This is a genomic window from Sphingomonas oryzagri, assembly GCF_029906645.1.
GTDB classification, from domain to species: Bacteria; Pseudomonadota; Alphaproteobacteria; order Sphingomonadales; family Sphingomonadaceae; genus Solisphingomonas; species Solisphingomonas oryzagri.
The window spans coordinates 2,221,517-2,233,930 of the sequence record NZ_JARYGZ010000001.1; the positions used below are offsets into that span (position 1 = coordinate 2,221,517).

12 protein-coding genes and 1 pseudogene are annotated in these 12,414 nt (G+C 65.5%); 3 read left to right on the forward strand and 10 right to left on the reverse strand.

Translation table 11 applies throughout. The features are described 5' to 3' along the window. Positions 1–169: 169 nt before the first annotated feature. The 3 genes from mobF to QGN17_RS10730 are packed head-to-tail and all read right to left on the reverse strand — an operon-like array spanning position 170 to position 5,351. Positions 170–3,046, reverse strand: coding sequence for a MobF family relaxase (gene mobF / locus QGN17_RS10720; protein WP_281044466.1), 2,877 nt, complete (start codon positions 3,044–3,046; stop codon positions 170–172). Then, positions 3,043–5,055 carry a type IV secretion system DNA-binding domain-containing protein gene (locus QGN17_RS10725; protein WP_281044467.1) on the reverse strand — a complete coding sequence of 671 codons (2,013 nt, stop codon included), beginning with the start codon at positions 5,053–5,055 and terminating at the stop codon, positions 3,043–3,045. The genes mobF and QGN17_RS10725 overlap by 4 nt, the downstream gene beginning before the upstream one ends. Next, positions 5,052–5,351: a hypothetical protein gene (locus QGN17_RS10730; protein ID WP_281044468.1), complete on the reverse strand. Its 300-nt coding sequence runs from the start codon at positions 5,349–5,351 to the stop codon at positions 5,052–5,054. Before QGN17_RS10730 ends, QGN17_RS10725 begins: the two co-directional genes overlap by 4 nt. Positions 5,352–5,821: 470 nt before the next feature. Between QGN17_RS10730 and QGN17_RS10735 the strand changes: the two genes are divergently transcribed. Further along, positions 5,822–6,049 carry a hypothetical protein gene (locus QGN17_RS10735; RefSeq protein WP_281044469.1) on the forward strand — a complete coding sequence of 76 codons (228 nt, stop codon included), beginning with the start codon at positions 5,822–5,824 and terminating at the stop codon, positions 6,047–6,049. Between the two features lie 191 nt (positions 6,050–6,240). Here the strand turns inward: QGN17_RS10735 and QGN17_RS10740 are convergent, their stop codons facing one another. Continuing rightward, positions 6,241–7,254: a DUF2493 domain-containing protein gene (locus QGN17_RS10740; protein ID WP_281044470.1), complete on the reverse strand. Its 1,014-nt coding sequence runs from the start codon at positions 7,252–7,254 to the stop codon at positions 6,241–6,243. A 484-nt stretch (positions 7,255–7,738) separates the two neighbouring features. Here QGN17_RS10740 and QGN17_RS10745 point away from each other — a divergent pair, with 484 nt between their 5' ends. After that, positions 7,739–8,218 carry an SRPBCC domain-containing protein gene (locus QGN17_RS10745; RefSeq protein ID WP_281044471.1) on the forward strand — a complete coding sequence of 160 codons (480 nt, stop codon included), beginning with the start codon at positions 7,739–7,741 and terminating at the stop codon, positions 8,216–8,218. A 51-nt stretch (positions 8,219–8,269) separates the two neighbouring features. On the opposite strand, the pseudogene QGN17_RS10750 reads toward QGN17_RS10745, so the two are convergent. The 6 genes and pseudogenes from QGN17_RS10750 to QGN17_RS10775 all read right to left on the reverse strand — a co-directional run bounded on the left by QGN17_RS10750 (position 8,270) and on the right by QGN17_RS10775 (position 11,824). Further along, a pseudogene (locus tag QGN17_RS10750) lies at positions 8,270–8,664 on the reverse strand (DUF6915 family protein). Between the two features lie 10 nt (positions 8,665–8,674). Next, on the reverse strand, positions 8,675–9,142 hold the full coding sequence (locus tag QGN17_RS10755; RefSeq protein WP_281044472.1) for a DUF6878 family protein: 468 nt from the start codon (positions 9,140–9,142) through the stop codon (positions 8,675–8,677). Between the two features lie 66 nt (positions 9,143–9,208). Then, positions 9,209–10,192: an SLOG family protein gene (locus QGN17_RS10760; protein WP_281044473.1), complete on the reverse strand. Its 984-nt coding sequence runs from the start codon at positions 10,190–10,192 to the stop codon at positions 9,209–9,211. 76 nt (positions 10,193–10,268) lie between these two features. Next, positions 10,269–10,769, reverse strand: a complete 501-nt coding sequence (locus tag QGN17_RS10765; RefSeq protein ID WP_281044474.1) for a DUF736 family protein — start codon at positions 10,767–10,769, stop codon at positions 10,269–10,271. A 243-nt stretch (positions 10,770–11,012) separates the two neighbouring features. Further along, positions 11,013–11,330, reverse strand: a complete 318-nt coding sequence (locus tag QGN17_RS10770; protein WP_281044475.1) for a hypothetical protein — start codon at positions 11,328–11,330, stop codon at positions 11,013–11,015. Between the two features lie 59 nt (positions 11,331–11,389). After that, entirely contained in the window at positions 11,390–11,824 is a 435-nt protein-coding gene (locus QGN17_RS10775; RefSeq protein ID WP_281044476.1) for a hypothetical protein, read from the reverse strand. A 121-nt stretch (positions 11,825–11,945) separates the two neighbouring features. Between QGN17_RS10775 and QGN17_RS10780 the strand changes: the two genes are divergently transcribed. Further along, positions 11,946–12,308, forward strand: coding sequence for a hypothetical protein (locus tag QGN17_RS10780; RefSeq protein WP_281044477.1), 363 nt, complete (start codon positions 11,946–11,948; stop codon positions 12,306–12,308). Positions 12,309–12,414 lie beyond the last annotated feature (106 nt).

Sequence of the window (12,414 nt, forward strand, 5' to 3'; positions counted from 1 at the left end):
TGATCGTAAAGGCCCCAGAGCGTTTTCTCGAGCCACGAACGATCCCCCGCCGTCGACCGGATACAACTGCCGACGATCGGCCGATCGTGCATCGCATCCCGCGTAGCCGCCCCCGCTCGCGATGCCGCCAGGAGCATCGACGCGAGCGCCACTGCCGACGAACTACCGCTCATCGATCGACACCGCGGCTGGTATCCCGGTCCACCCGACCGCGAGAAAGAGCGCGGGCCAGCAGACGATCGAGCGCTTCGCCAATCTCGCTGGCTCTTGTCGCCAATCGGCTCGACACTGTCTGAGGGGAGGGTCGAGAGGTTGCCCGGTCGCGCCGTTCCTGATCCATTTCCTCGCGGAGGCTGCGCAGACGCTCGCCGTGCCGCACTTGGCGTCCGTCCACATGATCCCGGCTCAGTCGCCCGAGGCCTTCTGTCGCCGAGCTCTTCTCGCCCGATCGCCTCTCCAAGCGATCGACCAACCGAGCGGGATCCTCAGTCCAGAGCTTCACACCGAAGCGGGCGCGGGTGATCGCGGTATAAAAATTCTGCCCGTTGACGAGGGGCGACGCGACCGGCGCGAGGACGTAGACCCGATCGTAGGTCTTGGACTGTGCGGAGTACACGGTTTCGGCATAGCCATGATCCCACGTTCGATGCCGTCCGAGGTCGATCTCCTGCCGCCGTTCGCCCTTGTCCCACCGGATCATGGCGACCGTGCCCTCGATTTGTTCGACCGTGCCGCGTTCTGCGTTTCTCAAGTCGAGATCCCTGTTGACCAGTCGCCACTGGATGCGGTCTCCGGCCGACAGGTCACGCGCTTCCTCCTGAAAGACATTGACCTGCGACGCGCGTCCCACCCGCGGATCCCACCGGACCTCGCGGCCTTGAGCATCGATGAGCCGGAAAATCTGCCGGCCGCCTGCCACTCGCGCCGTACCGACAACCCGATACTCGATATCGCGGGCGATGCCTGCTCCGGCAATATCCCGCCCGAAGGTTACGACTTGGCCACCGGAGTAAAATCGGGCGAGACGCTTCTCCTGCTCGGTCATCGCCGCCGACGACAGGATCTGCAGCCGGGTGTCCTCGGCCGCGACGACGCCCTCCCTCTGCAGGACCTCGCGCACCCTCTCATTGACGAGCCGACGCGTGCTGTTGTCGAGCACGAGAATGTTGGTGGCGGCCCTGTTGTCGGGTTTCAGCCGCGTCCATTCGCGCACGAGATTGCCGGCGAGAGCCTCCGCCCCCTCCCCGCTCACGACCTTGTCGAGCGCGCCGATCGCGTCCGCATAGTTGCCGACACGTGCCTGGGCGACGGCCGCCTTCATCGCCCGGGTCTCCTGTCGAACGGACTCGGTCAGCTGCGCTGTCGGCATACCCAGGCGCTGCAGCAACCAGAAGGCCTTGCCCTGCTCGATCGCACCCGTCTGCTTGTTGTCGCCGATCAGGAGAAGCCGCGCGCCGCTCGTCCGGCTGATCTCGAGCAATCGCTCCGCCTGGCGACTACCCAGCTGGCCTGCCTCATCGACGACCAGGACGTGGTCGCGCCCAACGCCACGGCCTCCACCGGCGAGCAGGCTCGCGACAGTGCGCGATTCGATCCCGGCGACCTGACCAAGGTTGGAGGCGGCCGACGACGTCGGAGCGAGCGCCACCATCTTCGTCCCCGGCTCGGCCGCCTCTGCGAGAGCCTTCACCATGGTCGATTTGCCGGCACCGGCGACCCCGTGAAGCCCGTTCACTCGGTCCCGCGAGGTGGCCAAGTCAACCAGCGCCTGCTCCTGGGCGGGCGCAAGGCCAGCGTCCTCCAGCGTCACCAGCAGCCGATCGCGCGAAGCGATCGGGGCCGCATCGTCGAGCGCCAGCGCGAGTTGGTCGACAAGGCGAAGCTCGAGTCTGGCCGTCCTCCTCGTCGTGCGACCCTGGATGAGGAGTTGGTCGCCGGTTGGCTCACGCGTCGCCAGCAGTTGCCGCCGTTGTTCCAGCCCCTCAATCAAGGGACGAACCTGTTCGAGCCTGATCTCGCCGACATGGGAGGCGAGCGCCGATCGCAGCAATTGCCCCTTGTTGTTGACCGCTTCGCGCTCCTCGCTGTGGCGGACGCCGAACAGCATAGCCCGGGCGGCTACGGCCGGATCCACCTCCAGCGGGCGTGTCTGCCCGGTCTCCGCGCGCATCCGGGCTAAATCGAGCTCGGCTCGATGCGCTGCCGCCCGGTTGGTCCAATCGCGCCGCAAGTCATCAAGCCCCGCCCGTTCCTTCGGCCCCCTCGTCTCATAGAAAGATCGGCGACGCGCCGCCTGCCCCTCAAGACCATGTTCGCGGGCATGCTCGTCGATCTGGCGGCGCCGCTGCGACATCTCTTCGATAAGCGCGGCAGGGACGCCAGTGATCTCGAAGCGACCGCTCCTGGGATCTGCGGAGATGTCATAGCCGAGCGTCTTGAGCCCCGATGCCAACTCGTTTCGATAGACTTGGCCCGCCGTCATCTGCTCGACGTACATGGCTCGGGTTTCGAGGCTTGCCATCGGTCCGTGCGCGGCGCCGTTGGTCATGTTCATCACCACCACATGGGTGTGAAGATGCGGATCGAGCTCGCGAGAGGCATGCTCCTGAAAGCGGGCGAAGATCAGCCGCCCGGTCGTCTCATGGACGATTTCGCCGCTGTCGCGCCGTCTCAGCGCAGCGTGCTCCTCGAGATAGCCGACCGCGACATCGACCGCCTTTTCATGAGCGGCAATGACCCGATCGTCCCCCGCAACCAGGGCCATGATCGACACCGATTTCGGCGCGTTGACGGCGAAGTCCCATCCGGGGTGATGCTGGATCGTGCCGTCCGACCGGTGCCTGCCCAGCTGCTGGCCGTGCACTTCGCCGGCAAGCAGCTGCTGGAACAGCTTGGGATCGACAGGCTTTCCCTCCAGCCCCATGTCGCGCGCGATCCCGCCTCCCCAGGCCGAGGGCTCGTCGCCGCCCTTGGTATAGTAATCGCCGACCGAATAATATCGGGCGATGTTCCCGGCCGAGCCGGACAGCCTGCGGGGATGGATCATGCGGGCCTCGCGGGATTGCGATCGCCCTTGGAGCGGTTGTGCTGCTGCAGGCCACCAGTGCGTCGTCCCATCAAGATGATCTTAGGGGCGGCGGCGGGCGTCTTCTCCTCTCCCTGTTCGGGAGGCATCGCCACGTCGAAGGGTAGAGTCGGCGCCGGATCGGCTGTCGATCCGCCGGCGTCCGGCGCCTGACGCTTGCGACGCGTTCGAACAGGCGGCGCCGGCGTTTCGACCTGTGCCGGAGCGGTTGCCGCTGGAGGTGAAGCGGCAGCACGTTCCTCAAGGCGCACGGCCGGATCGGTTCGCTCGACGAAAGCTGGGAAACGGGTCGGCAAGCCGTTGTAGCGATCCTGGAACCGAAGCACCGGCAGGTTCCGCCCGAACCTCAGGAAGCCTGCCAAGTTCGGAAGGTTGGTGACCTCGGTATGCATGACGAGCGGCCGGGTCACCTGGATGCGCGACAAGTTCACGCCGTCTCGCATGTCGTTGACGCCGTAGGACATGCCCTCGTTCGCCTCGACCTGCTCGACCTGCCCCAGATTCTCGGAGACATGCTTGGCGGTCGGGGTGTCGTTCGCCCTGAGCGCGACCCAGGTCGAGCAATAGCCGGTGATCGCGGCCGCATCCTGGATGCCATAGGTCGCCTCGAGCTGCGGATAGCTTTGGAAGCCCAGGACGCCACATCCGCCATATTTGCGGGCGCGTGCCAGGAAGTCGGAAAGGGACGGCAATCGCTGCAGCGACGGGAGCTCGTCGATGATGCAGTAAAGCCGCCGATCGCGGTCCGGCGTCATGCTCATGATCGCGGAGATGGCGATGTCCAACCATACCGTGATCAGCGGACGCAGCGAGGGCAGCTGATCCGCCTTCACGGTCACGAAGAGCCAGCTGTCGTCCCGCTCATTGGCGACCCAGTCGCGGATCGAGAAGCCATCCTCGGTGTCGTCGAGATAGGCGAAGGAGCGCATCACGGACGCCAGTTCGGCCTGAATGCCAGCCGACGTTCGCTCGCCCTCGGTCGAAATGAAGGCGGCCGCATCGGTGCCCGACGCGAAGGCGGCAAGGTCCTTGAGCTTGGAGCGCAGAACCGTGTCGAGGAGGACCGAAACCAGGGTCCGCCCCTGCTTTGCAAGTTTGCGCATGACGGCGACGAGCGTGCCGCGCGCGGACTTCGCCCAGAAGGGATCGCCCCCTTTGTCGGGGATCGTGGACTCAGCGATCTGGTCGTAATGATAATCGCGCGGCACATCGACCCAGGGCGACCAATGGTCGGTGCGGGCGTCCAGCGGGTTCAACAGGATGTCATGGCCGGGCCGGTAGAATTTCTCCACGAAGGCGCCGGCGGTGTCGTAGACGATGGCGCGGCGTCCCTCCTTCCGGATGCCGGCGAGCATTTGGATGATGAGGTTGGTCTTGCCCGTACCAGGCGCGCCGCAGATCAGAATGTGCTCGGGCTCGAAGGCGTCGGGAACGGTCACGCCGCCGATCGCGAAGCTCCCCTTCCGATGCCGTCCCAGCAGGCGCCGTATCTCCCGCAGCGAGCCGAAGCGGGCGCCGCGGATGAACTGATTGGAGCCAAGCCCCTTCCCCGTCCGTGTGAAGGTGAACCATGCGCAGCCGAGCGCGAAAGTGGCGACGATTCCCGAGATCAGCGCCCCATGGATGAGGTCGATCTCGGCCTTGTGCATCATTGCGTGCCCGAGCTTCGAGGAGAACAGCCAGTCGGCGGACGTCCAGTAGGTCTTGCCCTCGGGCGTGTGGAACAGGACGGGATCGTTGGTACCGCCCGCCGCATCGACCTTGAAGCTCGCCTCGATCAGCTTGACGAGCACGAAGCGCTCATAGGCGGTGGAGACCTGAAGGGCATAGCCAATGGCGCCCATCACCCAGAGGATGAACCCGGCCAGGACTGTCTGAAAGAAGACCTGCGTGGTCATCCGGACATTGTGAACGATGGCCTGCCCGCCCCTGGTCCAGGAGCCGACCGTGTCGTTGCGAAAGATGCTCATCGGTCGGACTCCGGATCGAGGAGACCCCGGTCACGGAGCAGATCCTTGGCGTCCGCCATCCCCCGTTCGAGAGCGTCGGGTGCGGTCTTGCCGACACTGGCGGCGAGGATGGCGAGCGTCTGTATCGCGGTCGCATGGAGCTCGTCGAAGCGGGCATGATGTCCGCCGACGTCGACTCCTGGTTGGCGCGCGATCAGTTCGCGGACATAGCGAGACGGGGATGTCTGGTGGGCGGCTGCTCGTTCGATCAGCCGGTCGAATAATGCCTCGTCGAGGCGAATAGTCAGTCGTGGCACGCGATGCTGCTCCGTCAAGGAGGCCCGCGGCAGTCATGAAGCACGCTTCTTATAGACTATTCGATGGCAGACACCAAGCATCCGCGATGTCTGACGGCAATTTTATCGATAAACTATGCAGTCCAACTGGTTGTGCGATTTGTCTGACGGCACCGTCAGACAGTCAGACAAATGTCGCCACTCAAAGCCTGCCGACGGGAAGCACTCAACCCATTCAATCAGAACGGAAAAATGCCCTGCAGCACCCGTGCGTACGGTGCATTACAACGGCCCGAAGGGTCCGTGCGTGCTCCTGCTCGCTGCGAGCCTGCTCGCCGCGCCCTCGCTTTGGCGAGGGAGCTTCCCCGGCAGGGGGCCTTGTTCTTCGGCCGGCGTGCCGGCCCATCGCGCTGGACTTGCGAGTGCCCCGCCGCTGTGTGCATGATCATCGCAGCGGGCAGACCATCTCGAAAGATGTGTCGATGCCGAAAATGACCGAACGTGAAAAGCTTGCCGATCTCGAAGCGCGTCAGCGCAAGATCGCGGACGAATTGGAGGCGACGCGCCAGGCGGTTCGCGGCCGCTACGTTGCAACCCTTACCCGACTTCCGCTCGAGAATATGGCCGAAAAGGATCTCAGGACATTGGTCGACCAGGGGTTACGTGTTGGCGGTCCAGCGGCGATCGCGGCCTTGAAGGCATTGCCGTCGCTCCCCTGACAAGGACGCCGCCCAACGGGCGGCCCTGCTCCGAGCATGGCGAAGCCACGCGCAGGAGGCCGGCGCGCAAGCGCGCCGCATCGCCCGTGCGACGGGGCCGGCGCAAGCCGGTTTCCTGAGCATGGGCGACAAATGCCCGACAAAAAAATGGGTGGGCGGCGGAGCATTGAAGCCCCGCCGCCCACCCCGAGTCACACACCCTTCGGCATGTCTCGTCGCGCGTTCACCATGGTCGGCGACGTCCGCTGATCGCGCACCGCGAAGAAGTGCGCCGGAACGCCGGCTTCGCGCACCAGCCGCGCCAGATGCGACTGGAGGCCCGAGCCTTCGCAGACCAAGGCCTCGACCGGCTTCAGTCGCATCATCGTCTCGTTGCGAGCGAAGCCTGCGCGCATACCCAGGCGTCGATCGAGGGCGAAGTTCACGACGGCGACGCCCGATCGTGCCGCCCATGCCGCCGCGATCGCGTCGCAGCCTTTGTCCTGCGCGGTGGTCGCCAGGATCATGGTCGGGATCCGCGCCCTGATCAGGTCGAGCCGTTCCCAGATCAGCGCATGATCCTCCCAAGCCTTGCCGCCCGAGAAGAGCACAACCGGACCTGTCGGTGCATTGCGCTCGATCCGCTTCTGGCGCCGCGCCGCGAGAAAATCCTGTCCTGCGATCACCGACGCGGTCCGCTTGCCCGACACCAGGGTCGCGCGCGGCGCAGACCAAGGCCGGCCGGTTTCGGCATGGAACATCGCGGCGGCATGATCGCGCATGCAGGAAAGTGCCTCGCTCGCCTCGTCGAGGCCGTGGCAGAGCAGCTGCCGCTCCTCGATCTCGTGCGTGGCGATCTCGCCGCCATCATTGTCGCGGATGAGATCACCGAGCTCGCGCGCCGCATGGTCGGCCTGGTTGTCGACCTGCTCGGCGACCTTGTGGAAGCTGTGGACGATGCCCCAGGCGAGCCGCTCGGCGATCGTCTCCAGGCGGGTGTCGCGCAGCAGGTCGAAGAGCGTCGTCACCAGCATCTCGACGCCGACCTGCATCTGCAGCGCGTCCGGCATGTCGGCGATGATCATCTCGTCCGTCGCAACCAGTTTCACCGCATCGACGGTCTCGACGAAGGCGTGCGCGAAGCGATCGGTCGGAGCCGCCGTCTCCTCGGCATAGAGGTCTGTGATCTCGGCGAAGCTGCGGATAGTGCGGTTGATCGTGGTCATCGGGAACCTCCTTGTTCAAGAGGTTCCTCTCCCGGCACGGGCTCCGAGCGGCGGGGTCAAGGATCGGGCGAAGCCCGACCGCGAAGCGGCGATGGGGGTCACGATTTTGCGAAGCAAAATGGTGGGGCCCCGTCGTCCTTGAGGCCGTCGCGGCCCCGTGCCACGCTAGGAGGACTTGAGAGAGTGTTTGTCCCCAACGCCCGACACAAGCGCTTTTGCCTCTTCGGGGCTCGATGCCCCGACGAGGCATTTCCCATGGCGCCAGGGCAGCAGTCAGGGATCGGGCGCAGCCCGACCGCGTGAGCGGCGCTGGAGGCAATGATTTTTCGAGTATCGAAAAATGGTGGGCCCCACCGTCCTTGACGGCAACCGGGGCCGTCATGAAGAGAATGGCCGGGCAAGGATGCGGATGAGCGAAGCTCGTGCGCATCCGCATGGGTCGGATCGGGCCGCCGCGGGCGGCCTATCGAGGAGAGTGGGCGTCTTGAGCAGCACTGACAAACCGGAACGGGTCGATACCGCCTCGCGGGTCATATTGGCGACGCCGAGGACCTTGTTTCGGACGTTCCTCGATCCCGAGACCCTGGTGGCCTGGCGCGCGCCTGACGGGATGAGCGCGCGGCTCCATCATTTCGATCCAAAGATCGGCGGCGGCTACGGCCTGGTCCTGCGCCATGACGAAGGAGCATCCGCCTCGGCGGGGAAGACGCGAGCCCGTGAGGATGAAGTCGAGGTCAAATTTCTGGAATTCCGCCCTGAGGAGTGCGTCGTCGAGGAAGTGCATTTCATCAGCACCGACCCGGCTTTTGCCGAGCCGATGCGACTGACCACGACCTTCGAAAAGGATCGCGACGGGACCCGCGTGACCCTGCGCGCGGAGAATGTCCCTTCGCCGATCTCAGCCGAGAACCATAAGGCCGGCATGTTGTTGTCGCTCGGCCAACTGGCCCGCCTGACAGAATGATCGGGTCAACCGGGCGAAGCCCGGACGTCCCGATCATCGCCTTCGCATCGATCAGCCTGCCGCTCTCACCACGTCCTTTCGTGCCGGCTCCGCTGCAAACGGATCGACCAGACGGTGGATCGGTTGTGCCCGCCCCATCCAGGGTTCCGGGCGGATGACCGGACCCAGTCCGCGAAACTCGGCACGAAGCCGAGATCCTCGACGATGTGCTGTTCGCCGATCAGGCGGATGGGCACCGCCCGCCCGGTCGAGAGCGTCAGGACCGGTCCGAAGAAGCGCTCGAGCATAAACACGCCCTCGGCGTGATGCCGCAGCGCCCGATGCCGGAAGTCTGCGACGATGAGCTTGGAAGGTTCGTCGAACCATTGGTGGAGAGGCAGAAACTCCTCGGCGGTTCCTCCCCATTTGCGCACCGAGGACAGCGCATGGTGATAGCAATGTCCCATGTCGCCCTCCTTAGAAGATATGGCTGTGATGCTCGGTCTCGATCACCCGATAGTTGAAATCGAGCGTGACCGTGCCGGCGGCGATATCGAAGATGAACTCGCCATAGGCGCCCTCGTTATTCTCCCAGCCATCATGGGCGGATGCGAGCAGTGCATAGCAGAACGTCTCGATCGAGCGGTCGATCGGTTGGGTTTCGGCAAATGCCCGATCGGCCCCGTAATTGGTGACGAGCAGCTCGACATCACCTGTCGGAACTTCCGTCGCCTCTTCGCCCCGGCGGGCGTCGATCTCTTCGATCTGCCCGCTGTCACCGCCGCCATCGAAGCGGACGATGAGGCTGGTGATGCCGGCCTGGGCCAGGAGTGCGAAGAGCTTCACCTTGTTGCCGGCATGGAGCTCGGCTCGGGCCACCTGGAACGCGGCGTAGCGCAGCATGACGTCGTCATAGCTGTCGGTCTGGGTTGTATCGTCGCTCATGTTCGTGTCCTTCGGATCGGGACGCGCGCCGTCCTGCCTGGTCCGACGCGCCGGAATGGAATGAGGTCAGGCTACCTGCCTTCGGATCGGTTGGGCGGGCGCCTGATCGGCGCTGCGGAAGGCGTGGATCGGCACACCCGTCTCGCGCAGCAGCTGGTAGAGGTTCGCCTGGAGTCCGGAGCCTTCGCACAGAACCGCCTCGACCGGCCTCAGTTCGGCGAGCTTGCGGTTGCGCGTGAAGGCGGTCTTTCGGCCAGTGCCGTACAAACCGTAAGCGACGACCGGAACCTGAACCTCGCGTCGCGCGGCCCAGGCGGCGGCGATCGCGTCGGCGCCCTTGCGCTGCCCGGTGGTGACGAGGGTCATGTGCGGCACGCGCGCCTTTATCTGGTCGAGCCGCTCCCAGATGGCTTGCCAGTCATGCCATTGGGCCGGACCTGAGAAGACGACGAGCGGCCCCTGCGGCAGATGCCGTTCGCGCGCGAGCAGCGCCCGCTCGCGGAGGAAATCCTGCGCCGCGATCTGGCTCGCCGAGGAGGCCGAGGACGCCCGCGTGCCGCGCGCCGGCGACCAGGGCCAGCCCGACAATGCCCGGTACATCTCGGCGGCATAATCGCGCATGCACTCGATCGCGCCACGTTGTTCCGCAACCGAGCGGCAGAGCAGCTGCTTCTCTTCGAGTTCGCTGGTGAAGACCTCGCTCATGTCGGTTGCGCGGACGAGCTCGCCGAGTTCGCGCGCGATGCCGTCCTCCCGACGCTCGAGCTTGCCGGCGACGAAGTGGAAGGAGTTGACGATGCCCCAGGCGATCTCGGCCGCGAGCGGTTCGAGCCTGGTGTCGTTGAAGAGGTCCAAGATGGTGGCGATGATGCCGGCGCAATCGGCCTGGGCGGCGATCGGCTCGGGCATGTCGTGCTCGGCGGGCTCGTCGCCCGGCTCGATGATGGTGAGCGGCATCACGTCACCAAAAGCGGCTTGGAATTCGGGTGTCGCGATGGCCTCAGCGTAAAGCGTCCTGAGGTCCTGGAAGTGCTGCACGGTGCGGGACATGGGATGTCTCCTGGCAAAGCGGGCAAGAAGAAACCGGGGGCGCCCGGACTGAGCGCCCCCGGCAGAGGTGCGGCGATCAGAAGGGCACGTCATCATCGACGAGCGGAGCCTCGCCCGCGCCACCGGCGCCCATCAGCGTGCCGTCGGCACCAGCGGTGCTGCCGCCGAAGCCGCCGCGATCGCCCATGTCGCCGGCACCCTCGCCCATCCCGCCATCGTCACCGCGCTGGCCACGGGACGGCGCGAAGAAGTCGTCGCGACGCTGCGGACGCCGCCACGCGACGCGGAAGCCCTCCTCGAGTTTGCCGAAGAGCGCGATCGGCAGCGGTTCCGGAAGGCTCGGATCATCGATCGAACCCTGGAGGAAGACCTCGCCGGTCGCGTTGGCGATCGCCTGCCAGAGCGCGCCGATCTGGACGACGCGATTGCCGACGTTGAGCGCGCCGATCTCGAAGGCGGGTGCCCGATCGTTGCTGCTCTCGACCTTGCGCAGGTAGAGGCGCGGCAGGTCGATCGTGCGGGTCGCGATCCAGCCCATCAGACGGCCGTTGATCATCTTGAACTCACCGATATTCATGGCACTTATCCTTGACGTTCATCGCTCTCGACCATCCGAAAGCGACACCCGTCCCGACCCCTCTCTCCTCTGCGGCGAGGCGCCTGCCCCGCGCACCAGCGCAGGCCGAACCCCACCACGCCGGCCACCTTCCCCTGCCCACCTCGCCGCCGGCGCGAACGCCACCCAGCCGGGCCATCCGTCCGCGCCGGCCGAAAAAGGCATCGCGATCCATCCCGGTGTCCGGCAGTCGATCGTCACCCGTCAGGGACGAAATTCGGCGCAGCCGAAGTTCGGTCGGAGCGGCGCGCGAAGCGCGATGCGGAGATAGAGCGACGGCGCCCGCGCTTCAGCGGGCAAACCGCGCGCAAAGAAGGCCGCAACACCGGCAGCGGCGGCGCCCACCACGAGCGTCACGCCGGCAAAGCCGGTGGCCAAGCGGACTGCGAAGGTCGTCCCACCCGCGGCGGCCGATACGAAGCCGGCGGCCAAGACCCCGGCTCGCCGCCCGCGCAAGGCTGCGCCCGCCTCGGCTGAGGCCAGCGGCGCCGAGTGATCGACACCGGTGTAGGGGACCGACATGTCGGTCCCCTGCGATGCTGGTCGCTCACACAATCACGCAGGCGGCAATGCGTTGCAGATCACGTGAACAGGGTCCCGAACATCGCTTTCTGGCGCTCGAATTCCGCTGGATCGCCTCGTGAGAGCATTTCGAGATCGGACCGTAGTCGCTCGATCCGCGCCTTCGCGGCATCGCGCTTCGCGTGCTCGATTTCGACCGCGAGCTCCTTCAGCGCGTCGAAGGTGGGCTTGTCGCCGGCAGACGCCGGACGCTCGTCGATCAGCGCGCCCATTGCATCCATGATCCGGCCGAGCTGGCGGCCATAGCTTGCTTTGGCGACGACAGCCCGCTCGGTGTCGGGCGATGCGGAATTGGTCTCGTTGACGCTGATCAGCGACCATCCGGGCAGGATCGGCTGATCGAGCCATTGCGGCGCCATCCCTATGGGCGTCCAGGCTCTGGCAAGAGCGAGGAAGCTGTCGAAGATGCCGGTCGGGCTTGCTGTCGCGTCCATGAAGTTCCCCCCTTGATGCGAGGAGAGGATAATATCATCCAGCTCAAGATAAGCGGATTGCAGATATTGCGACGATGCTGACGCCCCGTGACAACGAGGCCACTCGCCTTATTTTCGGGGGATGACCTCGAATCGAAAGACGCTTTCGCTTCGCCTCGGCGGCGAAGACGAGACCCCGACGCTCGGCCAGACCGAGATCCTCGCGCATGCCATCGAGCATGAGCTGTGCGTTCGTGCACTCTATAATCGCGGGCGGATCATCCTCGCGCCGCACATCCTCTACGAGCGCCACGGGGAAGCCCATGTCGATGGCGTCGTGCTCGAGCGCGATGGCGCGAAGCCGGCCGAGGTGAAACTCGGAACTTTAAAGATCATCGGCTTGCGCGATGTGGTCATGACGATGGAGCCGGTGCGCCCGATGGCGAGCTTCGACGCCCACGATCCCAAATATGCCGAGAAGATACTGGCGGTGATCGGCGGCTGAGCCGACCCGTCTTGGGCGATTTGCGTGCATCTCCAAGGTGGTGTCCGTGTGCTCAGCAAGAGCGGAGTTCAGGGAGTCCCGTACGCTATTCGAGCAACGGGCGGTC

Coding starts and splice junctions, on each gene's coding strand:
- QGN17_RS10725 (WP_281044467.1), bottom strand. CDS start 5,055: ATGAGCATCTTTCGCAACGACACGGTCGGCTCCTGGACCAGGGGCGGG.
- mobF (WP_281044466.1), bottom strand. CDS start 3,046: ATGATCCATCCCCGCAGGCTGTCCGGCTCGGCCGGGAACATCGCCCGA.
- QGN17_RS10775 (WP_281044476.1), bottom strand. CDS start 11,824: ATGGACGCGACAGCAAGCCCGACCGGCATCTTCGACAGCTTCCTCGCT.
- QGN17_RS10765 (WP_281044474.1), bottom strand. CDS start 10,769: ATGAATATCGGTGAGTTCAAGATGATCAACGGCCGTCTGATGGGCTGG.
- QGN17_RS10780 (WP_281044477.1), top strand. CDS start 11,946: ATGACCTCGAATCGAAAGACGCTTTCGCTTCGCCTCGGCGGCGAAGAC.
- QGN17_RS10755 (WP_281044472.1), bottom strand. CDS start 9,142: ATGAGCGACGATACAACCCAGACCGACAGCTATGACGACGTCATGCTG.
- QGN17_RS10770 (WP_281044475.1), bottom strand. CDS start 11,330: ATGTCGGTCCCCTACACCGGTGTCGATCACTCGGCGCCGCTGGCCTCA.
- QGN17_RS10760 (WP_281044473.1), bottom strand. CDS start 10,192: ATGTCCCGCACCGTGCAGCACTTCCAGGACCTCAGGACGCTTTACGCT.
- QGN17_RS10740 (WP_281044470.1), bottom strand. CDS start 7,254: ATGACCACGATCAACCGCACTATCCGCAGCTTCGCCGAGATCACAGAC.
- QGN17_RS10735 (WP_281044469.1), top strand. CDS start 5,822: ATGACCGAACGTGAAAAGCTTGCCGATCTCGAAGCGCGTCAGCGCAAG.